The organism is Pseudopedobacter beijingensis (assembly GCF_042678145.1).
In the GTDB taxonomy this organism is placed as follows: Bacteria; Bacteroidota; Bacteroidia; order Sphingobacteriales; family Sphingobacteriaceae; genus Pseudopedobacter; species Pseudopedobacter beijingensis.
This window is the reverse complement of the sequence record NZ_JBHUDG010000003.1, coordinates 481,983-508,037: the sequence shown is the minus strand read 5'-3', so window position 1 is coordinate 508,037 and position 26,055 is coordinate 481,983. Positions and strand designations below refer to the sequence as shown.

The following is a 26,055-nucleotide window of genomic DNA, read 5'->3' as shown; positions in this document are numbered from 1 at the left end:
GTTAACTTTTTAATAAACAATTAGGTATATTTGCTTCTTTAATAACCAAAAATAAACATTATGTTTAGGAGAATCAATATTGTTCCTCGTTGGTTAATCTTCTGCCTGGATTTAATATGCTGTGCCATATCTTTGGTGCTGGCGTATTTTATTAAGTTTGATTTTACCATAGCTTATATCGATGTACAGGAGTTGAGCCGGAATATGCTATTGTTGAGTGCGGTTAATTGTATTGTATTTTTCAATGTAAAAACCTATGCGGGGATAGTGCGTTATACCAGTGCCCAGGATTCTTTCAGGATTTTATTTAGTATCTCGTTCAGTAATGTGCTTTTGATCTTGTTTAATGTCATTATGCTTTCGCTGAACAAAGCTGTGTTAATACCCAATGTAATTATTGTTATTACCGGTTTATGTAGTTTTGTGATGATGATTACCTACCGGGTGTTGGTCAAGTATTTTTTTGTGTACGTAAAGAACCTGAGTCTGGATAAGAAACGTGTGGTTATTTTTGGAGCAGGTGAAACAGGGATTGCAACCAAAAGAGCCTTTGATACCGATCCGCGGGTAAATATGAGCGTTATCGCATTTGTAGATAATGATTATCGGAAAAATGGTAAGGTGGTAGACAATGTAAAGATTTACCATTCAGATTTTTTAGAGCGTATTATAAAGGTAGAGAAAATTGACAGCCTGATTTTTACTGCCTCTAAAATTAGTTCAGAGGAAAAAAATAAAGTGGTTGATCTATGTTTGGATAATGATGTTAAGGTGTTAAATGTACCTTCTGTACGGAACTGGGTGAACGGAAGTATTAAACCTACTCAGATTAAAAATATCAAGATTGAAGAGCTTTTAGAGAGAGAACCCATTGTAATTGGGGAAGAGAGGCTGACTACACAATTATTTGGAAAAAGGGTTTTGGTAACAGGGGCAGCCGGCTCCATAGGGAGCGAAATAGTAAGGCAGTTAACCAGATTCAATCCGCAACTGATTATTTTAAATGATATGTCTGAAACCCCTTTGCATCAGCTGCAACTGGAACTTCAGGATAGTGATTTGGGGCATAATTTTATAACGTTTATTGGAGATGTGCGGAATAAGGAAAGAATGGACTACCTGTTTCGTACCTTTAAGCCCCATTATGTTTACCATGCGGCAGCCTATAAGCATGTTCCTTTGATGGAGGGGAATCCTTCGGAAGCAATATGCACTAATGTAGGAGGAACAAAACTGGTAGCAGATTTAGCGCTTAAGTACAAGGTAGATAAGTTTGTGATGGTTTCCACAGATAAAGCGGTCAATCCAACAAACGTGATGGGAGCCTCTAAGCGGATAGCCGAAATGTATGTTCAGTCCCTGTTTTCGCATATTAGCAGTAAAAAGATTTTTGAAAACGGATTAAGTCATCTGAACGGACTGGATCACGATATAAAATTTATTACCACCCGTTTTGGTAACGTGTTAGGTTCTAACGGCTCTGTTATTCCCCGCTTTCAGGAGCAAATACAGCGAGGAGGCCCAATAACAGTAACACACCCGGATATCACCCGCTTTTTTATGACCATTCCTGAAGCATGCAGGTTGGTGCTGGAAGCAGGATCAATGGGAGACGGCGGAGAGATATTTATATTTGATATGGGCAAGTCTGTAAAAATAGTGGAGTTGGCCAAGAAGATGATTAAACTTTCGGGACTGGTACCTAATCAGGATGTGAAAATAGAATATTCTGGCTTAAGACCGGGAGAAAAGCTTTACGAAGAGCTATTGAACGATGCAGAAAATACAGTTCCTACCCATCATCAAAAAATAATGATTGCCAAAGTAGCTTCTAACGAATACAATAAAGTAAGCACGGACATAGAAAAATTACTAGAGATGGCGTACAACTATAAAGACACAGAAGTAGTACGTTTAATGAAAAAAATAGTGCCGGAATTTAAAAGCAATAACTCGGCCTATGAAGAACTTGACAGAGACTTAGAATCTATAGATGTTTAATAAAAAATCACCTCTCAGCTTGTGTTTGTTATGGAGTGTTTTTAATACTGCATATGCGCAAACAGCAAATAATACACTCCAATATTCATACGATAATTATCAAAAATATAATCGGGAAGTATATAATAATGAGACGCGCTTCCATAGCTCTATAAAGCCTTTTTATGCTGATGAATCTGTTTTGAGAAAAGCAACAGATTCGGCAGTCTTCACCGGAGATTCATTAAAAAAATCATGGGTTCTCAGAAAGATTTTTCAGCAACATCTGATAGAGGTAAATAAGGAGGATTTTAGTATATATGCAGATTTTCTGCCTGATTTTACCTTAGGATATGATAAACAATCGGGCAAAAATATCTGGTTAAATACCAGAGGGTATCAATTGGGGGTTAAAGTAGGAGAAAAGTTTTCTTTTTATACGAGTGGATTTGAAAATCAAGGAGTATTCCCTCAATATATAACCAATTATATCCATGATATTAAAGTTATTCCCGGTCAGGTAAACGGAAAATTGGGGACAACAGAACAGGATTGGGCTTATACTTCTGCCTTATTATCCTATACTCCTAATAAGTATATAAATTTTGCATTAGGCTATGACAAAAATTTTATTGGGGATGGCTACAGATCTATGCTATTGTCTGATGTTGCAGCAAATTACTCCTTTTTTCGTTTAAGAGCCAGTTTGGGAAATTTACAGTACCAGACTATTTATGCATACATGCTGGACCCCGGGGCACCAAAATTAACGAATGATAGAAGATTGGGGGACCGTGGAAAATGGGGAGCATTCCATTATTTAGACTGGAATGTGAGCAAGAGATTTTCTCTAGGCTTTTTTCAGGCGGTAACCTGGACAGATGCAGAGCCGGAAGGCAAACGGGGTTTTGATTTTAATTATGTGCATCCATTTATATTCTTACGTCCGGTAGAAGGCGCAAATTCTACCTCTCCAGATAAAATGAGGTTGGGTTTGAATACGAAGTATGAGTTATTGGACAAAACCGTAGTTTATGGACAATTTATGTTGGATGAGTTTACCGCCAAAGAGTTTTTTTCTAATAAAGGTTATTGGGCTAACAAATGGGGATTGCAATTAGGGTTTAGAGGGGCTGATTTATTTGGAGTGAAGAAATTGAACTATCTGGCAGAGTTTAATACCGCCAGACCTTATACCTATGCACATTATGATCGGGTATCAAATTATGGTCATTATAACCAGCCATTGGCACATCCTTTTGGTGCCGGGTTTAGGGAGTATATGGGGATGTTGAATTACAACTATAAACGTTTTGATTTTTCGGGCCAGTTGCTGTATGCCTTTTATGGTCTGGATCCGCAGGGAGAAAACTACGGAAAAAATATTTTCCTCTCTTACGAAGACAGATCCCTGAGTTACGGAAGCAAGGTGGGTAATGGTATTGCTACAGATCTGTACTTTGCAAAAGGAAAGGTTTCGTATGTGCTTAACCCGAAATATAATTTAAGACTGGAAGTATCTTCTACTTTTAGAAATGAAAAAAATGAGTTGGGTAAATCCAATACAGGAATTATTTCATTTGGCTTAAGAAGTACTTTCAGGAATTTTTATGATGATTTTTAGATGGCTGGTATCAGGTTGATTTTGGTAACACCACATTTAAGGGCAAATGTTACCAGTGTTTCCCGTTTTATTAGTATAGCAAAGCAGGCCATTGGTAAAGGACACGAGGTTGTTATTTTAAATTTTATATATCCCTTTAAGATACAACGAGGCCTTGGTGTTGTTGAAGACAAGGATATAAAATTTAGTGATGAAATAGAGCAATGTATATTGGCATTAAAGCCCGAATTGAATATCCTTCAGAAAATTATATTCTTTTTAAACGATACATTTAAGGTTCCTTTTTGGAAGGTTGCCAATCTAATTTATCAGATGCTATTTAAGGCTGACGTATTTAAAATTACAGATGCCAAATTATTATCTAGTTTACAAAAGAGGATTTCTTTAGATACAAAAAATATTATTGTGGGTTTTGGTGGACCATTTAGTGTTCTGGAGAATGCCTTTGCCATACATCAAGCTATTGAGGGGAGTTTATTGGTTTTGGATTATAGAGACCTTATTAATTTTGGATATCCTCCCCTCCAGAGTAATCTTTTTATTCATACGCTTAAAAAAAAATATACTAAAAGAAGAGAGGTTTATCTCTTACAGAATGCGGATTTGATTACCACTGTTTCAGTGACTTTAAAGGGGCTGTTGCCCGGACAGTACCATTCCAAAATAAAAGTTTTTGAAAATGGGGCTAGCTTTGATAGTGCCAAGGTGCGTCCGCAGAGAGCTACACATTTTACTGTTCTTTATTTAGGGACGTTATATAAAGAACAATTAATAGACGAAACATTTTTTGAAGCATTATCCTCTTTTTGTGCAGATAAATTTGATACAGTCAGAATTCTCTTTATTGGAGCGGGGCGTAACGAAAGGTTTAATTCTCTTCTGGATAAGCATTATTTAAATGATATTTCGATAATTACAGGTAGATTAGAAAAGGATGAGCTTATTTCGTATCTGAATAATGCCAGTGTTTTCTTACATTTAAAATATGGAGATAGAAATGAAATCATAACTTCTAAAAACGCTGATTATTGTTTGTTCAGAAAACCAATATTACTACCCGATAGTGATAAAGGGGACTTGGAAGATTTTCTATTGAAATATGATTTAGGATATATTTGCTATTCGAAAGCAGAGATAAGGGATACATTGTCTTTGTTATACCGGGAATACATGGAAGGGAAAGATTATGGAGGCAGATCTGCTTATAGTATGACAAGAGAAAGTATTGCCGAAAAGTTTGTAGCAGAGCTTGAACAGTTGTCATGAAAGTTTTTATAGACGATATAATCTATTCGTTGCAAAGGACAGGAGGGATAAGCACCTACTGGCGTGAGGTTTCTTCAAGATTAAAAGAGAGCTTAAACGTTGCTGTTTTATCTGCCGGTCAATCTCCATTTTGGAAATCTTCTGTAGGTAGAAAATTAGCTCTTGTTTTGCCCATCAGAAATAGGCTGCCGTCATATAGTCTTTTTCATTCAAGTTACCTGAGGTTTTCCAGCAGAAAAGATATCTGTAATATTGTCACTATTCACGATCTGGCAGGAGAAGAAGGACATATTACCGGGCTGAAAGCATATTTTAAGAAACAGGTTCAGGCAAGATGTATCCGAAATGCAGACGGAATTGTTTGTGTGTCCAATTATACCAAAAATATGCTTTTGAAGTTTTACAGGTATCCTGAAAAAAACATTAAAGTAATATATCATGGGTGTTCAGAGTTGTTTAGGCCTCAGGAAAAACAAGAAAAAAGCAATAAAATACTGTTTATAGGAAAGCGCGATTACTATAAAAATTTTAATGCTTGCATTGATGTTCTGGAAAGATTGCCGGATTATCAATTGCTTATAGTTGGAGGGGGAGAGCTAACGGCTAATGAGTATGGGATTTTGAATAGCAAAATAGAAGGAAGATTTACTCATTACCAATATGTTGAAGAAGAAGAATTGAATAGAATATATAATAGTTGCTTTTGTTTGATCTATCCTTCCACTTATGAAGGGTTTGGAATGCCTTTAATAGAGGCCATGAAGGCCGGTTGCCCGGTTATAGCGGTAGATATACCTGTAATTAATGAGGTAAGTGGCGGTAATGTACTATTGGTGAAGGATGCAAATAATACTGATGAATATTTAAAACAAGTCAATTATTTGACGAATCAGGAACTGAGGACAAACATAATAAAGAGAGGTCTGGAATATGCAAAGAATTTCTCCTGGAATCTTCATGTCGAATCTTTAATTGACTTCTATAAAGAAACGTATAAGAGGAAATTTACCCCACCAACCCCTTAGTAATTTTAGCAACAGACATTTCTTTTACGGCCATTTCAATAGCTTTTGCATCGTAGCCGCATTCAGCCCATAACTCAGCTTGTTCGCCATGTTCAATAATAGCGTCCGGTATACCTAATCGTTTTATAGCAGCCTGATAGTTGTTGTCAATCATAAATTCGAGAACGGCACTCCCTGCCCCACCTTGAAGGCAACCATCTTCAACTGTAATTACATTCTTAAACTTTGAAAATACTTGATGTAAAAGAGCCTCATCTAAGGGCTTAACAAATCTTAAATCGTAATGTGCCGGATGATAACCTTCCTCATTTAATACAGTTAGTGCTTTAGATACCTCATTTCCTATTGTACCAATAGATAAGATAGCGACGTCTTCACCTTCGCTGACTGTTCTCCCTTTACCTATCTCAATTTCTTTAAAAGGACGTTTCCAGTCTGGCATTACGCCGTTTCCTCTGGGATATCTAATGGAAAAAGGACCTCCATGATCTTTTAACTGGGCGGTATACATCAGGTTTCTCAGCTCTTCCTCATTCATTGGAGCAGAAACTATCATGTTGGGGATGCATCTGAAATAAGCCAGATCATACGCACCGTGGTGGGTCGCTCCGTCAGCACCAGCTACGCCGGCCCTATCCAGGCAAAATATTACAGGTAATTTTTGCAGAGCAACATCATGGATAACCTGATCGTAAGCCCTTTGCATAAAGCTGGAGTAAATATTGCAGAAAGGAACATAGCCTTCTGCAGCCAATCCCGCTGAAAAAGTAACAGCATGTTGTTCTGCAATGCCCACATCAAAAGCTCTGTCTGGCATGGCCTTCATCATAATATTTAGAGAACAGCCAGAAGGCATGGCCGGTGTAATACCTAATATTTTTTCGTTTTTTTCTGCAAGTTCTACAATTGTATTTCCAAATACGTCCTGGTATTTAGGCCCTTGCGGAATGCTCTGACTCGATTTTTTTATTTCACCAGTAATTTTGTTGAATAATCCAGGAGAGTGCCATTTGGTTTGATCTTTTTCTGCAAGGGTATAACCTTTCCCTTTCACCGTAACGCAATGCAAAAGTTTTGGCCCGGGAATATCTCTTAAATCTTTTAATACTTTGGTTAAATGATTGATATCGTGTCCGTCAATAGGACCAAAGTATCTGAAGTTTAATGCCTCAAAGAAATTGCTCTTATTGAGAAGGCTTCCTTTGATGGTCTTTTCAATAGTTTTGACAATTTGATGTGCATTTGGACCTAACTCAGATATTTTACTTAATACGGCCGAAACATCATCCCGGAATTTATTATATGTTTTACTGGTAGTAATATTGGTAAGATAGTCTTTTAAGGCGCCCACATTAGGGTCTATAGACATGCAATTGTCGTTAAGGATGACTAAAAGATTAGACTTTGCAATTCCTCCATGATTTAGCGCTTCAAAAGCCATACCTGCTGTCATAGAACCATCTCCGATAATTGCAACATGCTGGCGGTTGGTCTCTCCTTTCAGGTGCGAGGCAACTGCCATTCCTAAAGCAGCGGAAATAGAAGTGGAAGAGTGGCCTACACCAAAAGTGTCGTATTCGCTTTCAGACCTTTTTGGAAAACCACTAATACCCTTATAGATTCTGTTGGTATGGAAAACATCTCTTCTGCCTGTAAGTATTTTATGTCCATAAGCCTGATGCCCAACGTCCCAAACCAATCTGTCGTAAGGCGTATTCATTACATAATGTAAGGCAACGGTAAGCTCAACTACTCCCAAACTAGATGCAAAGTGCCCTCCGTTGACAGATACCATGTCTATAATATACTGTCTAAGCTCTTTACAAACTTCAACAAGATCCTCTTCTTTAAATTGCTTTAAGTCAGAAGGTAGATTTATTTGTGATAATAGTTTGCCCGCCTTTTCTTCCATGTTTTTACAATAAAAAGTACAAATTTAATAGATTTCCTGACTTAACCACATGATATCTTTTTGTTTAGTTATTCTTCTTTAAGATAAATTGTAAAAGACTAATAGGGGATTTTTGCAACAAACAATGTATACAGCCTATAAAGGCAGAGTTTAACAGTGCTTTTTAGGAAGATCATGTTTTAAAATGTTTTTAATGAATTTGTTGTGTTTTTAAACGGAGACTCGAGGCGGTCAATAAACCAAAAGAACTTATATTTGTACGGAATTGATGGAAACAGTAGAAAATTTCTCTATAAAACTGCCTGCTTTTGAGGGACCTTTTGACTTGCTTCTTTTTTTTATAGAAAGGGATGAGTTGGATATCCATAATATTCCAATAGCCAGAATTACAGACGATTTTTTGGATTATATCCATCAGATGAACTCCCTAAATATGGAGTTGGCCAGTGAATTTATTTTTGTAGCGGCCACTTTGATGCGCATTAAAGCAAAAATGCTTCTGCCAAGAATTGAGGTGGATGAAGAAGGAAATGAGATAGACCTAAAAGAAAATCTTATTCAGAAACTTATCGAATATAAACGGTATAAAGATGCTGTAGAAAGTTTTAAGCTGTTGGAAGAGGAGCGTTTTTACAAAGAGAAGCGCGGAAATATAGCAGAAGATCTTAAATGTTTTGAGGGGCTGAACAGTGGGGAGGAAGAGCTGTCCTCTTTTGACCTGTACAGATTACTGAAGATTTACCATCGTATGATGCGGAATTATTCTATCAGATCAGAGGAAGTTAAGCATACCGTTGAAAAATACCCATACACAATAGAAGAGCAAAAGCTGGTTATCAGTCAGCTCTTAAATATTAACTCGCGTCTGGATTTTAAACATATTGTCCAGAATTCGAAAGATAAAGTGCAGTTTGTTTACAACTTTTTGGCCCTATTAGAAATGTTGCAACAACAGTTAATTAATATTCAGATAGGATTAGGTTTTAATAACTTTTGGATTGTAAACAAAGAAGAGCCTGTTCAATAAAATTGATAACATCAATTTCATCCTGTAAACCAATTTCGGGTTCTCGTCCTTCTTTAATACATTCAATTACTCTTTTCAGAAATTCGTCATGCTTGTCTGCCGAACCTTTATAATATTTATAATTATTGGCATTTGAAATGTCCTGAAATACCGGAAGGTCAATTTTAGATTCCAGGTTAATATACTCTAAGCGTTCCATATATTGTCCGCCTACTTTAACATTCCCTTTAGAGCCAATAATGGTAATGCTACTTTCTATATTGGTGTCCCATGCAGCGGTAGTATAATTGAAAGAACCCTTTCCTCCATTTTTTAGGTCGAAACTGATGTTTCCACTATCGTCAAAATCAGTTTTTATGGCGGGATTAAGAGAAAATGAAGTCCCCCGTATATTTTCAGGATTTCCCGTAAGCCAGATTAAGAGGTCTATAAAATGACTGAATTGTGTGTAAAGAGGTCCCCCGCCCAGTTGATTTGTCGCTCTCCAGGGAGAGTCCTGATAGTATTGTGCGTTTCTATTCCAGAAACAGTTGACTTGCACATATAGCAAATCCCCTATTTTATTTTGGTCCAAAAGTGTTTTTAACCACATAGAAACCGGACTGTATCGGTTTTGCATAACGGCAAAAACATGTTTCCCAGATTGTTTCTCGGCCTCTATCATTAATTGTACCTCATGCGTGGTTAATGCAATTGGTTTTTCGCAAACGACATGATAGCCGGCTTTTAAGCATTTTATGGTATGTTCGGGGTGTAAACCGTTAGGAGTGCAAATACAAACAACGTTTGCAGGGATTTTGCTGGCAATAAAATCATCTATCGAGGTAAAAAAAGGAAGAAGTGCTCCCAGATTCTTTCTTTGGTCGAAATCTGTATCTACTCCTGCCAACAGGCGGGCATTGGGTAATGCTCCAATAATCTTTGCGTACTTTCTACCAATGTTGCCTACCCCTACAATTGCAAAATCCAGTTTGTTCATTTATAGTTTTTTATCCTAAAATTTAATATAAAATTTTAATTTTGCCTTTTAAATAGGGTCGATGATATTTTAATATCTAAAGGAACGTAAAAAAAATTAAAATATGAAAATATTTTTTACCCTACTGATAGCAACTTTATAAAAATTTTCATGAAAAAGGACGAAATTATCTTTGATTTAATCAACGAAGAATTACAAAGACAGGAGCAAGGTATAGAACTAATTGCTTCGGAAAACTTTGTAAGCAAGCAGGTTATGGAAGCTGCAGGTTCTGTATTAACCAATAAATATGCAGAAGGCCTTCCTGGGAAACGTTATTATGGTGGTTGTGAAGTAGTTGATGAGATTGAGAATATTGCTATCGAAAGAGCAAAACAACTGTTCAATGCAGAGTGGGTTAACGTACAACCTCACTCAGGTGCGCAGGCGAATACAGCTGTTTTTCTGGCCGTTTTAAAACCAGGAGATAAAATATTAGGATTTGATTTGTCTCATGGAGGTCACTTGACCCATGGTTCGCCAGTGAACTTTTCAGGAAAAGTATATCAGCCATTCTTCTATGGTGTTGAAGAAGAAACAGGTTTAATTAATTATAAACAATTAGAAGAAGTTGCACTTAGAGAAAAACCAAAATTAATTATTTGTGGTGCTTCTGCTTATTCAAGAGATTGGGATTATGCTTTTATCCGTTCTGTGGCAGATAAAATTGGAGCGTTGGTTTTGGCAGATATCTCTCATCCATCCGGGTTAATTGCAAGAGGCTTATTGTCAGATCCGCTTCCACATTGTCATATTGTGACTACAACTACCCATAAAACGCTAAGAGGTCCAAGAGGTGGTATCATCATGATGGGGAAAGATTTTGATAACCCTTGGGGATTGACTACTCCAAAAGGTGAAATCAGAAAAATGTCTGCATTGTTAGATAGCGCAGTATTTCCGGGGACTCAGGGTGGACCATTAGAGCATATCATTGCAGCTAAAGCAGTTGCTTTTGGGGAGGCATTGAGCGATGAATATATGGAATACGTTCTTCAGGTGAAAAAGAATGCTGCTACTTTGGCTAAAGAATTGGTCGCCCGTGATTATAAATTAATATCAGGAGGTACAGATAACCACTTAATGTTAATTGACCTATCTAATAAAGATATTACAGGTAAACTTGCTGAAGAAGCTTTAGGTAAAGCAGATATTACGGTAAATAAAAATATGGTTCCGTTTGATAAGAGATCTCCTTTTGTAACTTCAGGTATTCGTATTGGTTCTGCTGCGATTACAAGTCGTGGGGTAAAAGAAGCAGAAATGGTACAGATTGTTGGTTTCATAGACGATGTTATCAAAAATCATGATAACGAAAGTCGTTTAGAAGAAATCAGAGAAGAAGTTAATGCATTAATGGCGAAATTTCCGCTTTATAGCTAAGTCTTTAAGATATACAAATAGTACAAGAAGCCTTTGGTATATTGCCAAAGGCTTTTTTATTGTTGTTGAATTTGTGTTTAATAACGAAACATTTTTCCTTAAAACACAGTAGAAGGTTATAAACTATTGCTGATTATGGAAAAATTACCCTTTAACCTATTGATTGCTGATGATGATGAAATTAACAGGTTAATTTCCAATAAAATTCTGGAGGGGTATTTTAACCTTATAGATTTTGCTGCTAACGGAGTAGAGGCTTTGGATAAGATTTATACAAAAGCGTATGATGTGATATTAATGGATATTAATGGATATTAATATGCCTTTAAAAGATGGCTTTGAGGTAGTCAGCGAACTTCGTGATAGTGATGATCTATATTTTAAGACTTTGCCCGTGATAGCTTATACGGCTTCTATTATGTTTGATGAGGCAGAAAATATTTTAGAGTCAGGTTTTACTTCCTATTTGTCAAAACCAGTTAACGTGAATATTCTTATCAACGAAATAAAAAAACATTCTTTAGTGAGTGTCAAATAATACCATTCTATTGAATCATCACCAGGTACTTTCATGAAAAAATGGAAAAGACAGCTTGTTGGAAAGGAAAAGGAAGAAGCCATCTATAATCAGATAGCTTCATTCCTAATCTAAATTAACGCTCTCGGGTTCTTATACGAGAGATTTATAGTTAAGGTTCCGCTTTTTTTTCATAACATCCAACAGTGGACGGAAAAACACGAGAATAGCCTTGTAAATCAGTATCTATAAAAATAGAAGGTAAGCCAATAAATATGCTTTTTCCGTAATCGTTTGCTACACTAAACTCGTTTACCCTGAAATCACTAAATCTGGGATTTCTGAAGATAGGGTCAATATTAAAGATGTTATCCTGACTAATAGTGCTTTCAGTTGTTTTCAAAACATTTCTCTCGAAATTGATAGTGTGCGGTTGTGTGGTTTCTTTAATAATTTCTAGTTCATTTCTATTATTTCCCCAAATGATGTTGTTCCTGAAATCAATGTCTAGCAAGTATGATGATGTATTTGAACTGTTTTTATCTGAAAAATAAACGGAAGCATCAGTTCTGGACATATTAGGATTGTAACCTGCAAAAGTACTTTGGTAAAACTGATAATTCCCTCCATTAAAAACTCCCAGAAGGTATTTTCCACAATTGAATAAAAGGTTGTTAATTCCTGTGATATGTGTACGATATGCCAATATACCTGCTATTTGATGGTTTTTAATGATGGTATTGGTAAGCAGTAACTTTGGATTAGAATTGTTGCTTAACGAATCCACATATACGCCGGTGATGGCATTTTTAATAATGCAATAATTAAAATGTGAATCTTTTGAACTGGGGTTAAGGTATATACCCTCCCATTGTCCGGGCTCATCTCTGTAAATTCTTTCGGTACGGTCGCTGGCAAAAACAATTGAGTCTGTCAATGTTCCATTAGCCTGTAAAGTGCCGTTAACGGTTAGTTTAGATTTTTTATGGAAATATACTTTTGCTCCGCCATCAATTGTTAAAGTAGCATCCTTATCCACAACAAGGTTGCCGAATATAAGATAGGGTTTGTCTTTGGTAAATGTTGTATTGGAGGTTATTTGTTCAGATTTGATGTATACGGCATTTTGTCCATAAGCAACCAGCGGTATCTTTTGTGTTTTTTGGTTAAAGTTTATCAGGATAGAATCTTCAACCAAAAAAGTGCTGTTTTGAGCGTTGGGGTCTATAAAAACTTTTACAAATACATATATAGAATCATTCCCATCGATTTCTATGTTGGCCAGTTTATCGGTAGATACACCATTAACATTCATTTTGAAGGAGGATGAACCCAGGCCTGCTAGCTTAAGTTCGTTAATCCTGATTTTTTGCTTATTATAATTGAATATTTTAAGCGTTCTCATGGTGCTCCCCTGTTCCGTAAATACCGTGTCGAAAAATAGGGTGTCTGTTGAGAAATTTAATCTTGCAGAGGGGCTGTTATCAAAAGACTGCTCTTTATTGCAGGCTATTAAAAACAGAAAACTACAAATTGTAAGTAATCCAAAAACTTTCATCAAATGTTTAATATAATTTACCGTTGTACAAAATAAAGATTTACTCGGCATAGGCTAAACTTAAAATGCATATATTTTCTATACCAATGTTGTTTAATGCCAAAACACAAGCTTCTAGCGTACTTCCGGTGGTAATAGTGTCGTCAATAAGAATAACTTTATCTGTTTTCCCTTCTGGGCAATCTGCCAGAAAACACTCTTTTAGACTTTCTACCCGGTCAATTCTACTTTTACCTACCTGACTGCCAATTTGCTTAATACGTTTTAAGATGGTATTGTTAACCGGAATATTTAGAACAGATGATAAGCCTTCTGCTATTTTTTCGCTTTGATTGTAACCTCTTTTTTTGTGTTTTTGAGGATGTAACGGTACTGGAATTAATAAATCAGCATTTTTATAAGCTTCCTGAGAAACCAGGCTTTGCCCATAAAGTTTTCCGAGAAAAACTCCCAATTCAGCATTTCCATGATATTTAAGCTGGTGCATCATGTGCTGTACTTTACCTTTTTGTCTGAAAAATAAAAAGGCGGAGGCTGCTTTTACTTTTACCCTGCCCCAGAATATTTTCTCAATTGTATTTCCTTCATGTAAATGAAAGTCAGTAACAGGTAGATTATACAAACAGGAAATACATAAAAAATGCTCTTGAGGAGTTAAGTCGGTTCTGCAAGAGCTGCACAAGCGAGGAAAAAATAAAGAAGAAAAGTCAACAAGATACCTTTTTAGCACATTCATTCTTTTTAAAGAATAAATGTACGTATAAAATATTATTTAGAACCCTCTTTAACAGCAAGTTGTCCGCAAGCGGCGTCTATGTCTTTTCCTCTGCTTCGTCTTATGTTAGTGGTTATTCCCTGTTTTTTTAGATATTCTGCAAAAGCTTCTGTTTTGTCTTCCTCTGCATTGGTAAAATCGGCAAAGCTGATGGGGTTATATTCAATAATATTTACTTTGGAAGGTACATGCTTACAAAAACGGGCAAGTTCTCTGGCATCTTCAATTTCGTCATTAAAATTGTTAAAGATGATATATTCGAACGTGATTGGACTTTTTGTTTTTGCATAAAAATACTTTAATGCTTCTGCCAATGCACTTAGTGTGTTTTGCTCGTTTATGGGCATAATCTGATTCCTTTTTTCGTCATTTGCGGCATGCAAAGAAAGAGCCAGATTAAACTTCACGTTATCATCACCTAGTTTCTTAATCATTTTGGCTATTCCGGCAGTAGAAACGGTTATACGTTTTGATGCCATGTTTAATCCATCTTCAGAAGTTATTTTGTCAATAGATTTGAGCACATTGGCATAATTCAATAACGGTTCGCCCATGCCCATATACACAATGTTTGAAAGCGGGATGCCGTAATTTTCCTTTGCCTGTTTATCAATCAGCACCACCTGATCGTAAATTTCATCGGCATTTAAATTACGTTTTCTACCCATATAACCGGTTGCGCAGAACTTACAGGTTAAACTACAGCCAACCTGAGAGGACACACATGCGGTCATCCTATCTGGAGTAGGAATTAAAACTCCTTCAATAAGATGGCTATCGTGAAGTATGAAGCTGTTTTTTATGGTTTTATCAGCACTAAACTGAGAGTTGCTAACCTTTACAGCATTGATGACAAAAATTTCTTTCAGCTTTTCCCGTAAATCTTTGGAAAGATTGGTCATTTCGTCAAAACTGGTAGCCGATTTTTTCCATAACCATTCGTATACTTGAGTAGCTCTAAAAGATTTTTCATTTAGTTTTATAAATTTGTCTTTTAAATCTTCTAACGAAAGGCTTCGAATATCAGTTTTTTGTGATGGAGTGTTCATATAGACTGCAAAATTAAATAATAAAATTTGTATTATAATTGCCCTATGAACTAAACAATATCTTTATTTGAGTGTTAAGGAGATGTTATTGATTTAGTTAATTCTTTCGGATGAAAAAGTTTACTGCAGATTACGTTTACACTGTCGAGGATAAAGAGCCAATTCCAAATGGGTTGGTTGTAACCGACGATGATGGGAAAATATTGTCTATAACCAGTTATTCAGGCGATAATAATAAAGATGTTATTTATCATAAGGGGGTTATTGTTCCCGGCTTTATTAATTCGCACTGTCATTTGGAGCTATCTCATTTAAAAGGAAAAATAAAAGAAAAAGAAGGATTGCCCTCTTTTATAAAAAATGTTATAGCTATCAGAAATGTTGCAGAAGCCGAAATAGAAAAAGCAATGATTGCTGCCGATAAGCAAATGCAAAAGAATGGGATTGTGGGAGTCGGCGATATTTCAAATACGGTTATTTCGGCAGATATTAAAGCTAAAAGTCCCATCAGGTACCATACTTTTGTAGAAATGGTAGGGTTAGACCCTGCTAAATCACAGGAGTTAATTACAAAGGCAGATGCGTTAAAAAGCAAATTCGAACATTCGGGTTCAGCATCAATTACTCTTCATGCATCTTATACGCTATCAAAAGCTTTAGTCAAAGATTTGCGTAGATACTGTAAAAATGAGAAAAACCTGATCAGTCTCCATAGTCAGGAAAATGAGGATGAGAATGCATTTTACCGTTATAAAACAGGTGCTTTTGTGCAACTTTACGAAGATTTAGGAATTAATCTGGATTACTTTGTAGCTATGTCTAAGAATACTTTGCAGGCTATAGTGCCATTACTTCCGCAAGATCAGAATGTATTGTTGGTACATAATACATTTACCACTCTAAAGGATGTTTATATGTTAAGGCGTTTTAATGTAGATATTTTCTGGTGCTTTTGTCCGGGTGCAAATCTCTATATTGAAAATACGATGCCTAATTTTAAATTTTTTGAAAAATCAGGGTATTTGGCAACCTTAGGTACAGATAGTTTAGCGTCTAATCACAGCCTTAGTATTCTGGATGAAATGAAACTTGTTCAAAAAAGTGGAAGAGGGATATCTTTTGACGAGATGCTGGAATGGGCAACTATCAATGGAGCTAAATTTTTTGGGTGGGATTCAGAATTAGGAAGTATCAAAAAAGGTAAAACACCGGGGCTTAACCTGATCACCAATTTTAAAGATGGTCATATAACACCAAAGTCTGAGGTGGTAAAACTGATTTAATATTAGATTTGGCGATATCGATATAAAGTTTGACTTTTATCATCAAATTTAGGGTTTGACAGATGAAAGCTTTACAGATTATTGTTTCAGGAAAAGTACAGGGAGTATCATTTAGGGCGTCTACTAAAGCCGTTGCCGACCAAATGGGCATTAAAGGGACCGTTAAAAATCAAACAGACGGAACAGTATTTATAGAGGCAGAGGGAGACGATCTGATGTTAGGTTTTTTTACCGATTGGTGTAAAGAAGGCTCCGATGAGGCGTCAGTAGATCATATAGATGTCAGAGAAACCCAAATCAAGAATTATCTTAATTTTGCTGTCCTAAAGAAATAACAATTGTCATCAATAAAGAAATTTGCCAGTCAAACAGCTATCTACGGTGTAAGTACAATAGCATCCCGAATACTTAATTTCTTTTTAACCCCAATATATACAACAGTTTATGGCCCGCGGTCGTACGGTGTGTTTACCACGATGTATGCCTGGGCTTCGGTACTAAATGCCATTATGGCTTTTGGTATGGAAACTACTTTTTTTAGGTATATCAATAAAAAAGAAGACAAAGAAAAAGTTTACAGTAACACTTTCTTTGTAATAGCTTTTTTGACGGCACTTTTCTTGATTAGTACCTTCGTTTTTCTCAAGCCAATTGCTGCCTGGATGCAAGAAGGAAAAGAAACTTCTTTATCTGATTACGAAAAGTATATCAGTTACTTTGCGTTAATCTTGTCTTTTGATGCACTAAGTGTTATTCCGTTTGCGCGTATAAGAGCAGAGGGCAGGCCTTACAGGTATGCACTTATTAAACTGATAAATATACTCAGCTTTATTGGGCTTAACCTGTTTTTTCTCTTTGGCATATCATTCATCATAAAAAATCAATTGCCGTTAGGGAGCTGGTTTGCTTCATGGTATCAGCAAGAGTGGATTGGTTATGTATTTATCTCAAACCTGATAGCCAGTATACTTACTTTTTTACTGTTGACACCCGAGTTGTTAAAACTGAAATTTCGTCTGGATAAAGACTTGTTGTTAGAAATGTTCCAATACAGCTGGCCGGTGTTAGTGGCAAATTTGTCGTTTATCATTAACGAAAACAGCGATAAGATTTTTTTGGAGAAGTTGCTGCCCTCAGATATCAGCGATAAGCAAGTGGGTATTTATGGTGCCTGTTCAAAGTTGGCAATTTTTATGAACATATTTGTACAGGCTTTTAGGTTGGGAGCAGAACCGTTTTTTTTCAGTTCAGCAAAAGATAAAAATGCAAAGGAAACCTATGCTGTTATCATGAGCTATTTTGTGGTGGCTCTTGCTCTAATTTATGTAGGTTTAATAGTTAATATAGATTTGCTTAAGTATTTTATTGGCAAATCCTTCTGGGAAGGCTTAAATGTAGTACCTATACTTCTTTTGGGCTATTTAAGTCTGGGTATTTATATGAATCTGTCTATCTGGTATAAGCTTTCAGATCAAACCAGGTACGGATTGTATATTTCAGGTGTTGGAGCCATATTAACAGTGGTTCTTAATGTTGTCTTTATTCCGGTCTATGGGTATATGGCATCTGCATGGATTTCCCTTTCAGCTTACGCTACCATGATGGTGCTGTCTTACATTTGGGGACAAAAACATTATCCTATACCCTACCGTGTGAAACGGGACTTATTGTATATTCTGCTGGCAACAGCAACGGTTTATATTTCTTTTGTCTTATTAGATAGAAATATTGTCTGGGGAAATCTATTATTCGTACTTTTCGCAATATTTATTTTTTATCTTGAAAAAGATAATCTCAAAAAAGTATTTAGTAAGCGAGTATAAGGATGGAGGTAAGAGTTATTAATAAGTCAGGGAATGCCCTGCCGGGTTATGAAACAACAAGTTCTGCAGGAATGGATTTGAGAGCAGATATTACAGAAGCCATTGTTTTAAAACCCATGGAACGAAGGTTGATTCCAACAGGCTTGTTTATAGAGCTTCCTGATGGATATGAGGCTCAAATAAGACCCAGAAGCGGATTAGCATATAAATTTGGAATTACGGTGTTAAACTCGCCGGGAACTATAGATGCAGATTATAGAGGAGAGCTAAAAGTTCTCCTGGTCAATTTATCTACAGAAGAATTTAAAGTACAGCCCTCAGATCGTATTGCGCAAATGGTTGTGGCCAAACATGAAACAGTAGAATGGGATGAGGCACAGGAGTTAAACGAAACTGTTAGAGGAGCCGGCGGTTATGGCCATACCGGAGTAAAATAAAGCATGTATTAATATTGAAAATGTTGAGGTTTTTAGTTCAAGCAAGTAGTCTTTTTTTTAGTGCTGTAATGCTATCCTTATCGTTATACGCCCAACCACAGGGAAGTAAAACGCAGGAACTGGTTATAGTCACCGGTAAGCCACTTTCTGCCAGCGATAGCTTGAAGGTAAAAGATATTTATTTTGAAGGATTGAAACAAAAAATCTCCCAAAACACCAAAGAAGCCATTAAAAGCTTCAATAGTGTTGTGCAGATAGATCCCCAAAATCATGAAGCCTACTATGAACTGGCTCAGATTTATTTTGCAAATAAAGACCTTCTTTTAGCTAAAGAGAATATAGAAAAAGCGGTAGCTGTAAACTCTGCTAATGAATGGTATTGGATACTTTCTGCCAGTATTTATGAAGATATTAAAGACTATAAGCTGTTGAATTATGCGTTAGATGAGCTTATTAGTATTTCGCCGGATAGAACCGAATATATTCTGGAAAAAGCCAATACTTTAAATCTTTTAGGAAGAAGTCAGGATGCACTGAAGGTGTATAACGATTTAGAAGCTAAAGAGGGAGTGAGCACAGAAACCATAGAAGGCAAGCAACGTATCTATCGCAGTCTGGGTGATTTTAAAACAGCAGAAGCAGAGCTGAAAAAACTGATACAAAAAGAACCGGGAAATTATAGGTATTACATTTATCTGGGCGATTTATATTTCAATAAAAAAGAAAAGGAGAAAGCGCTGGAGGCTTATAAAAAAGTAAAAGAGCTGGAACCCGGCAATGGCTATGTGAATCTGGCACTTTCAGATATTTATAATGCAGATAAAAAAACAGAAGAAGCTTTTTTAGAACTTACACAAGCATTCCGTTCACCAGATATTAATCTGGATCAGAAGATAAAGATTGTGATTTCCTATTTTGCTCTGTTTCCAGATCTTAAAGCCGTACGGTATGCAGAAACGTTGGCTTATATACTTACAGAAGAGTATCCGGATGATGCCAAAGCGTTTGCTATATACGGCGATGTGGTTTTCCAGAAAGGTGAGTACGAAAAAGCAAAAGACGCTTACGAAAAATCCGTTGCTTTAAATAAAAATATTTATGCCGTTTGGGATCAGCTGATAAGAATAAAGCTTAATCTGAACGATTTGGAAGGGGTAATCAAGACGGGAGAAGAAGCTTTGATTTATTTCCCAAACAGTGGCACTTTATATGTATTTACAGCAATAGCATTAAATCAATCGAAACAAAGCGAAAAGGCCGTTAAATATCTAAATAATGCGCTTAATTACGATTTAGATAAAGTACTCAAGATACAAGTATATAGTAGCTTAGGAGACGCTTATGAGAATCTGAAGAAATATAAAGAATCTGCAAACGCCTATGAGAAAGCCTTGGAGCTAGATGCAAATAATGTTTATGCATTAAACAATTATGCTTATTATTTATCGTTAAGAAATGAGAACCTGGATAAAGCCGAGAAGATGTCATTGAAATCAAATCAGCTAAGTCCAAACAACGCATCCTTTCTGGATACTTATGCCTGGGTTTTATTTAAACATAAGAAATATAGCGAGGCAAAAGAGTGGATAGAAAAAGCATTAAAAGTAAGCGATAGAAATAATGCGGTATTATTAGAACACTATGGAGATATACTTTATCATCTCAATGATAAAGAACAAGCTTTAGAAAACTGGAAAAAAGCAAAAGAACTTGGAGAAGACAGTACAATACTTAACAGAAAGATCAATGAAAGAAAGTATTCTGAATAGATACCTTTTTTTACTGGTGGTGGTTCTACTGTCTTCATGTGCCGTGAAAAAAACATACCAAGAGGCAAAACAGGAAGTGCACAAAGAAACCGTCATTACTGTAGCCGATATTATATCCAAAGAAACGCAATATAATACCCTGAATTATAAAGCTAAGACAAACATGGTGATGGATGAGAAAAGCTATGATGTAAATCTTAACCTTAGAAATAAACAAGGAGAAGTAATCTGGATTTCGGTTACTTATTTAGGAGGCTTAGAAGCTGCTCGCTTGATGATTACACCAGATAGTTTGAAATTATTGAACAGGTTAACCAGTGAATATTTACAGCAACCATTTTCATATATACAGAATTATACAAGTAATCTGATAGATTATAAGGCACTAGAAGCTTTTTTAGTAGGAAACACACCTCGTTTTATGTTGATAGATGACTTACAGCTTAAAAAATCAGGAGAATTGTTTGTTCTGGAAGGAAAGGCTAACGATTTAGACTTTACAGGGCTGTTCTCTCTTCTTTTAAAACCTCAGAAATTAAGCGTTAAAAATACTACAGCAACGCAAAATTTAGATATAGATTATAGTAGTTTTGTAGATATAACAAATAAACGCATTCCCCTGAAAATAAATCTGAATTCTAAATTTGACGATAAAAACGTACGGATGAATATGGAAATCAGGGATGTTGTGTTCGATACCGAATTAAGTTTTCCGTTCTCAGTACCTAAAAGATTTACGGTAATAGAATAAAAAATTAGATACCTTTGTAAGGATGAAGCTTTTAAGAATAGCACTATTAGCAATAATTACATTTTTAAGCGTTGGCAGTTTATCTTATGGACAAACCCGGGCAGAGTTAGAGAGAAGAAAAGCACAGCTCAATAAAGATATTGAGATGATTAACAGTAGCTTGAAAAAAACTTCCTCAGATAAAAAAGTTACTCTAAAAGAATTAAATGCTTTAAAGGCTCAAATAAGATTAAGAGAAGAAAAAATTAAAACCATAAACTCAGAAATGCGCCTGTTAGATGGTGAAATTAATGAGAATATGAATAATATCAGATCGTTGCAGGCCCAGCTTACCCAGCTAAAAAGTGATTACGCCGCTATGATCCGTTTTGCGCAAAAAAATCAGGGAGCATACAGTAAGTTGATGTATGTGTTTGCCGCAAAAGATTTTAATCAGGCCTATAAAAGGTTAAAGTATTTACAGCAGTTTAGCGAGTATAGGGTTAAACAAGCCCAATATATAGAAGATACACAGACAAAATTAAAAGGTAAAGTAGCCTTGTTGAACAAAAACAAGAAGGAAAAAGACAATTTGCTGTCAGATCAGCAAAAGGAAAAAAACACTCTTGGAAAGGCAGAAACAAGTCAATCGAACGTCATTAAGCAATTAACCTCACAGGAGAAAAAACTTAGACAGGATCTGTCTCAAAAACAACGTGATGCAGCACAGTTAGACAGGGCTATTAGAGCAGCGATTGAAAGAGAGATTGCACTAGCTAAAAAGAAAGCAGAGGAAGAGGCCAGAGCTGCGGCAGCTAAAGCCAGAGCAGAAGGAAAGGAAGCACCTGCACCATCAACCAGTAAATCTTCTTCGGTGTTGGCAGCAACACCAGAAGCAGCAAAGCTTTCAGCAAGTTTTGTAAGCAACAGAGGAAAACTACCCTGGCCGGTAACCAATGGTGTGATTACAGAATCTTACGGAACACAAAAAATAGGAAATATAACAAAAGAAAGTAACGGATGGACCATTAGAACCAATGCGAATGCTCCGGCAAGAGCGGTGTTTGAAGGTACAGTAAGCAGGATAGTAGAAATAGCGGGTAAAAACGTAGTGATGATAAGACACGGGGAGTTTTTTACCATATATCAAAACTTAAAAACCATTAGTGTTTCCAGCGGACAAAAAGTATCAACCAAACAAACAATAGGTACTGTAGGGTCGGACGAAGATGGTGTGTCCGAAATTCATTTTGAGTTGTGGAAAGGGATGGAAACTCAAAATCCGGGATCTTGGTTAGCAAATTAAAATTTGATTAAATCTGCTAAAAAAAAGTATATTAAATTTATATTTGCGTAATGTATGTAATTATGTATCAGAATACTCTTTTATTTTTAAATATCGGTGCACAGGAAACAGTCGTTATTGTCTTTGCTATTTTGCTCCTGTTTGGTGGAAAAAAACTGCCTGAATTGGCTAGAGGTTTAGGACGTGGGATTAGAGAATTTAAAGACGCATCTGATGATGTTAAAAGAGAAATTAACAGAAATATAAATTCCCTTACAGCAGAAGAAGAGTTAAAGAAAGACGAAGAAGAAGATAGAAAAAGGAGGGAAGAATATGAGAAAGACCAAAACGTTGATTAAATAAAAATAAAAAAACAGAAAATATGGGATTAGGAGCACCAGAGATAATACTGATAGTCGTAGCACTATTGTTATTGTTCGGAGGAAAAAAAATACCTGAATTAATGAGAGGTTTAGGTAAAGGCGTTAGAGAGTTCAAAGAAGGTCAAAAAGGGGTAGAGAAAGACGAGAAAACATATAATCAGGAAGAGAAACACTAAAAGTTTTTTTTCAAAATTAATATGTGCTTACGGTTTCTTCATTAAAAGAGGTAACCGTAATTTTTGTTTATTATGCCCATCGATAAATATACCTACACTAAACTATCGGATATACGTTCCGATATACAATCTGGATCCTTATCAGTAAAACAACTGATAGGCTTTTATCTGCAACAGATAAAAGAAAAATCACACTTAAATGCTTTTCTGGAAGTTTTTGAAGAAGAAGCCTTAGCAAATGCTGCCCGGGTACAAGATAAAATAATGCTTGGTACAGCAGGGAAATTAGCAGGGATGGTTATTGGTATAAAAGATAATATCTCTTATAAAGGTCATCGGATGACCGCCGCTTCAAAAATGCTCGAAAACTATGTTTCAGTTTATTCGGCAACCGTTATAGAACGCTTATTGGCAGAAGATGCTATTATTATAGGGCGATTAAACTGCGATGAGTTTGCGATGGGAGGTTCTAACGAAACATCCTATTACGGCCCGGTAAAAAATTATATAGATCAAACCAGAGTTTCAGGAGGGTCTTCTGGCGGTTCAGCCGTTGCTGTGCAGGCTAATATGTGTTTAGCGGCTTTAGGTACAGACACCGGAGGTTCTATAAGGCAACCCGCAGCTTTTTGCGGAGTAGTAGGAATAAAACCAACATACTCCAGAGTATCACGTTATGGGGTAGTGGCTTATGCTTCGTCATTTGATCAGGTAGGGCCAATTACACATTCAGTAGAAGATGCTGCACTAATATTAGAGGTTATAGCAGGAAAAGACGAACATGATAATGTTTCTTCCAGTTTAGAAGTCCCAGACTATACCACCAGACTTCATGAAGATGCGCCCCGGAAAATAGCTTATATAGAAGAAACCCTCAATCATGAAGGATTAGACCCTGAAATTAAATCAGCTATTCTGCATAATATTGAAGAGCTTAAAGCAGAGGGACATATTGTAGAACCAGTTTCGTTTGCCTATCTGGATTATGTAGTGGCCACATACTATATTCTTACCATGGCAGAATCATCCTCTAACCTGTCTCGTTACGACGGTGTTAGATATGGGTACAGAAGCCCCAAAGCAACTGATCTGGAAAGTGTTTATAAGCTATCCCGAACTGAAGGATTTGGAGAAGAGGTGAAACGAAGAATTATGTTGGGAACCTTTGTGCTAAGTGCGGGCTATTATGATGCCTATTATGCAAAGGCACAAAAAGTACGTAGACTGATTAAGGAGCAAGTAGATGAGCTACTTACACAGTACGATTTTTTATTGACTCCAACAGCTCCAACCGTTGCATATAAAATTGGAACCTCAAAAGAAGATACATTAAAATCATATTTAGAAGACGTATATACCGTTATAGCATCATTAACAGGATTACCTGCTATATCGTTACCATGCGGAACAAATTCCGAAGGATTGCCTATAGGTATGCAATTAATAGGAAAGCGATTTGAAGAAGATAAATTGTTATCTTTCTCCAATCAAATTTTAAAAGAACGCCAGCTTTAGGTGGCAATTTTATAATAGGCTAATAGCCAAAAGTTAGAAGAATGGCAAAAACTTTCGCTCTAATTGCTTTGGTAACTTGCAGTATGTCGTTAAGTCTTACTGCGCAAACCACAAAAAACAAAAAAGATTCGGTTTATAGCAGCCGTTTAAGTCCAAGAGAATCAAGAATGATTCGGAATTTGGTGAATACGGATACCAGCTTTGTGCATCCGCAGTTAAACCTCAATATGGAGTTGTTCAAATTTGATGCAAACCTGTTGTATAAATATCGTTTAGATTCGCTGAACTCAGAAATATCTCTGGACTACAATCCGTATGTACAATCATTTATAGATGTTTTTATCACCGAAAGAACCAGACAGATTGGTAAAATGGTGAGCTTAGGCAACTACTATTTTCCAATTATGGAAAAAGCCTTACAAGAAAGAAATATCCCTAAAGAATTTAAGTACTTACCCATAGTAGAGTCATCCCTTGATCCTTATGCCGTTTCCAGAGCAGGCGCAACCGGATTATGGCAGTTTATGTTTACAACGGCCAAAGGATACGGACTGAATATAGATAACTATATTGACGAACGGAAAGACCCTATCAACTCCAGCTATGCAGCATGTAGCTATTTACAAGATGCCTATAGTCAGTTTGGAGACTGGTTATTGGCTTTAGCTTCCTACAACTGTGGAATGGGAGCAGTAAAAAGGGCGCTTGATAAAATTCCAGGAGATAAAAAGAAAACCTTTTGGGATATCAGGAATATATTACCCCGAGAAACAAGAGATTACGTTCCTAAATTTATAGCCGTAACCTATATGATGGAATACTATGATAAACATATAGATCCGTCAAAAATTCCGGATATCGATTTTAAGATAGGTATCGACTCTATATACGTTAACAGGAGTATTAGTTTTGATAAAGTAGCAGAAGCTTTGTCTATGGAAGAAAAAGAGTTGCACATTCTTAACCCTGCCTACAAAAAAAATATAGTAAATGGAACACCAGAACAACCCAAAAGACTGATTATCCCCAAAGTAGATTTTCCTACCTATGCATCCCTGTTTGATGTTCTGAATCCTGAGAAAGAAACCAAACTGGTGTATGCGATGAGCAGAAGTGCTGCGGAACCTAAAGTTGCAGCCAAAAAAGAAACAGTACATATTGTAAAAAAAGGACAAACTTTAAGTTCCATAGCTAAAACTTATGGTGTAGAAGCACAGGACTTGAAAGTTTGGAATAAAATGAAAACCTACACCATTGTTCCGGGACAAAAAATAACCGTTTACAAAGAAGTAAATACATCCAAAGAACCATCTAAACCTAAACAAAACTATTTATCTTATACTATAAAAGGGGGAGATACTCTGCAGGCAATAGCCAATAGATACAAAGGGGTAACGGTGGCTTCATTAAAAGAATGGAATAACCTAAAAGATTACAAATTAACAATAGGAAATATTTTAAAGATTTGGATTAACTGATTAACTTTCGGGCATTAAGCGGACTTCCGAAAAAATATATCT

The 26,055-nt window shown here is 36.2% G+C and carries 24 protein-coding genes; 19 read left to right on the top strand and 5 right to left on the bottom strand.

Annotation, left to right across the window (positions count from 1 at the left end; all coding sequences use genetic code 11):
- Window positions 1-60 precede the first annotated feature (60 nt).
- The 4 genes from ACFSAH_RS03875 to ACFSAH_RS03860 are packed head-to-tail and all read left to right on the top strand — an operon-like array spanning window position 61 to window position 5,895.
- Window positions 61-2,001 carry a polysaccharide biosynthesis protein gene (locus tag ACFSAH_RS03875; protein WP_379661381.1) on the top strand — a complete coding sequence of 647 codons (1,941 nt, stop codon included), beginning with the start codon at window positions 61-63 and terminating at the stop codon, window positions 1,999-2,001.
- A complete protein-coding gene (locus tag ACFSAH_RS03870) occupies window positions 1,994-3,604 on the top strand; it encodes a gliding motility protein RemB (RefSeq protein WP_379661380.1) in 1,611 nt (536 codons plus the stop codon). The genes ACFSAH_RS03875 and ACFSAH_RS03870 overlap by 8 nt, the downstream gene beginning before the upstream one ends.
- A complete protein-coding gene (locus tag ACFSAH_RS03865; protein ID WP_379661379.1) occupies window positions 3,605-4,870 on the top strand; it encodes a glycosyltransferase family protein in 1,266 nt (421 codons plus the stop codon).
- A complete protein-coding gene (locus ACFSAH_RS03860) occupies window positions 4,867-5,895 on the top strand; it encodes a glycosyltransferase family 4 protein (protein WP_379661378.1) in 1,029 nt (342 codons plus the stop codon). Before ACFSAH_RS03865 ends, ACFSAH_RS03860 begins: the two co-directional genes overlap by 4 nt.
- Here the strand turns inward: ACFSAH_RS03860 and dxs are convergent.
- Window positions 5,876-7,807 carry a 1-deoxy-D-xylulose-5-phosphate synthase gene (dxs, locus tag ACFSAH_RS03855; protein ID WP_379661377.1) on the bottom strand — a complete coding sequence of 644 codons (1,932 nt, stop codon included), beginning with the start codon at window positions 7,805-7,807 and terminating at the stop codon, window positions 5,876-5,878. The two genes, ACFSAH_RS03860 and dxs, sit on opposite strands and share 20 nt — an antisense overlap.
- Before the next feature lie 268 nt (window positions 7,808-8,075).
- Between dxs and ACFSAH_RS03850 the strand changes: the two genes are divergently transcribed.
- Window positions 8,076-8,834 carry a segregation and condensation protein A gene (locus tag ACFSAH_RS03850; protein ID WP_379661376.1) on the top strand — a complete coding sequence of 253 codons (759 nt, stop codon included), beginning with the start codon at window positions 8,076-8,078 and terminating at the stop codon, window positions 8,832-8,834.
- Here the strand turns inward: ACFSAH_RS03850 and ACFSAH_RS03845 are convergent.
- Complete coding sequence (locus tag ACFSAH_RS03845; protein ID WP_379661375.1) at window positions 8,791-9,813, bottom strand: Gfo/Idh/MocA family protein; 1,023 nt, start codon at window positions 9,811-9,813, stop codon at window positions 8,791-8,793. The two genes, ACFSAH_RS03850 and ACFSAH_RS03845, sit on opposite strands and share 44 nt — an antisense overlap.
- A gap of 150 nt (window positions 9,814-9,963) precedes the next feature.
- Between ACFSAH_RS03845 and ACFSAH_RS03840 the strand changes: the two genes are divergently transcribed.
- The 3 genes from ACFSAH_RS03840 to ACFSAH_RS03830 all read left to right on the top strand — a co-directional run bounded on the left by ACFSAH_RS03840 (window position 9,964) and on the right by ACFSAH_RS03830 (window position 11,773).
- Window positions 9,964-11,235, top strand: a complete 1,272-nt coding sequence (locus ACFSAH_RS03840; protein WP_379661374.1) for a serine hydroxymethyltransferase — start codon at window positions 9,964-9,966, stop codon at window positions 11,233-11,235.
- Window positions 11,236-11,370: 135 nt separating this feature from the next.
- Window positions 11,371-11,553: a response regulator gene (locus ACFSAH_RS03835; RefSeq protein WP_379661373.1), complete on the top strand. Its 183-nt coding sequence runs from the start codon at window positions 11,371-11,373 to the stop codon at window positions 11,551-11,553.
- On the top strand, window positions 11,543-11,773 hold the full coding sequence (locus ACFSAH_RS03830; RefSeq protein ID WP_379661372.1) for a response regulator: 231 nt from the start codon (window positions 11,543-11,545) through the stop codon (window positions 11,771-11,773). Before ACFSAH_RS03835 ends, ACFSAH_RS03830 begins: the two co-directional genes overlap by 11 nt.
- A 151-nt stretch (window positions 11,774-11,924) precedes the next feature.
- Here ACFSAH_RS03830 and ACFSAH_RS03825 read toward each other — a convergent pair whose 3' ends face one another.
- The 3 genes from ACFSAH_RS03825 to rlmN are packed head-to-tail and all read right to left on the bottom strand — an operon-like array spanning window position 11,925 to window position 15,134.
- Window positions 11,925-13,310: a hypothetical protein gene (locus ACFSAH_RS03825; protein ID WP_379661371.1), complete on the bottom strand. Its 1,386-nt coding sequence runs from the start codon at window positions 13,308-13,310 to the stop codon at window positions 11,925-11,927.
- Between the two features lie 40 nt (window positions 13,311-13,350).
- A complete protein-coding gene (locus ACFSAH_RS03820) occupies window positions 13,351-14,046 on the bottom strand; it encodes a ComF family protein (RefSeq protein WP_379661370.1) in 696 nt (231 codons plus the stop codon).
- A gap of 32 nt (window positions 14,047-14,078) precedes the next feature.
- Window positions 14,079-15,134: a dual-specificity RNA methyltransferase RlmN gene (gene rlmN / locus ACFSAH_RS03815; RefSeq protein WP_379661369.1), complete on the bottom strand. Its 1,056-nt coding sequence runs from the start codon at window positions 15,132-15,134 to the stop codon at window positions 14,079-14,081.
- Between the two features lie 110 nt (window positions 15,135-15,244).
- Here rlmN and ACFSAH_RS03810 point away from each other — a divergent pair, with 110 nt between their 5' ends.
- The 11 genes from ACFSAH_RS03810 to ACFSAH_RS03760 all read left to right on the top strand — a co-directional run bounded on the left by ACFSAH_RS03810 (window position 15,245) and on the right by ACFSAH_RS03760 (window position 26,013).
- Window positions 15,245-16,417, top strand: a complete 1,173-nt coding sequence (locus tag ACFSAH_RS03810; protein WP_379661368.1) for an amidohydrolase family protein — start codon at window positions 15,245-15,247, stop codon at window positions 16,415-16,417.
- Window positions 16,418-16,479: 62 nt separating this feature from the next.
- Window positions 16,480-16,752: an acylphosphatase gene (locus tag ACFSAH_RS03805; protein ID WP_379661367.1), complete on the top strand. Its 273-nt coding sequence runs from the start codon at window positions 16,480-16,482 to the stop codon at window positions 16,750-16,752.
- A gap of 3 nt (window positions 16,753-16,755) precedes the next feature.
- Complete coding sequence (locus ACFSAH_RS03800) at window positions 16,756-18,240, top strand: oligosaccharide flippase family protein (RefSeq protein ID WP_379661366.1); 1,485 nt, start codon at window positions 16,756-16,758, stop codon at window positions 18,238-18,240.
- Window positions 18,241-18,242: 2 nt separating this feature from the next.
- A complete protein-coding gene (dut, locus tag ACFSAH_RS03795) occupies window positions 18,243-18,677 on the top strand; it encodes a dUTP diphosphatase (RefSeq protein ID WP_379661365.1) in 435 nt (144 codons plus the stop codon).
- Window positions 18,678-18,745: 68 nt separating this feature from the next.
- Entirely contained in the window at window positions 18,746-20,446 is a 1,701-nt protein-coding gene (locus tag ACFSAH_RS03790) for a tetratricopeptide repeat protein (RefSeq protein WP_379661364.1), read from the top strand.
- Window positions 20,424-21,197 carry a lipoprotein insertase outer membrane protein LolB1 gene (gene lolB1 / locus ACFSAH_RS03785; RefSeq protein ID WP_379661363.1) on the top strand — a complete coding sequence of 258 codons (774 nt, stop codon included), beginning with the start codon at window positions 20,424-20,426 and terminating at the stop codon, window positions 21,195-21,197. Before ACFSAH_RS03790 ends, lolB1 begins: the two co-directional genes overlap by 23 nt.
- 22 nt (window positions 21,198-21,219) lie before the next feature.
- Window positions 21,220-22,482 (top strand): murein hydrolase activator EnvC family protein, encoded by a 1,263-nt coding sequence (locus ACFSAH_RS03780; RefSeq protein WP_379661362.1) that lies wholly within the window; start codon window positions 21,220-21,222, stop codon window positions 22,480-22,482.
- 62 nt (window positions 22,483-22,544) lie between these two features.
- Window positions 22,545-22,820 carry a Sec-independent protein translocase subunit TatA/TatB gene (locus ACFSAH_RS03775; RefSeq protein ID WP_379661361.1) on the top strand — a complete coding sequence of 92 codons (276 nt, stop codon included), beginning with the start codon at window positions 22,545-22,547 and terminating at the stop codon, window positions 22,818-22,820.
- A gap of 23 nt (window positions 22,821-22,843) precedes the next feature.
- Window positions 22,844-23,020 (top strand): twin-arginine translocase TatA/TatE family subunit, encoded by a 177-nt coding sequence (locus tag ACFSAH_RS03770; RefSeq protein ID WP_379661360.1) that lies wholly within the window; start codon window positions 22,844-22,846, stop codon window positions 23,018-23,020.
- Between the two features lie 72 nt (window positions 23,021-23,092).
- On the top strand, window positions 23,093-24,535 hold the full coding sequence (gatA, locus tag ACFSAH_RS03765; protein WP_379661359.1) for an Asp-tRNA(Asn)/Glu-tRNA(Gln) amidotransferase subunit GatA: 1,443 nt from the start codon (window positions 23,093-23,095) through the stop codon (window positions 24,533-24,535).
- 41 nt (window positions 24,536-24,576) lie between these two features.
- Window positions 24,577-26,013 (top strand): lytic transglycosylase domain-containing protein, encoded by a 1,437-nt coding sequence (locus ACFSAH_RS03760; RefSeq protein ID WP_379661358.1) that lies wholly within the window; start codon window positions 24,577-24,579, stop codon window positions 26,011-26,013.
- The last annotated feature ends 42 nt before the right edge of the window (window positions 26,014-26,055 follow it).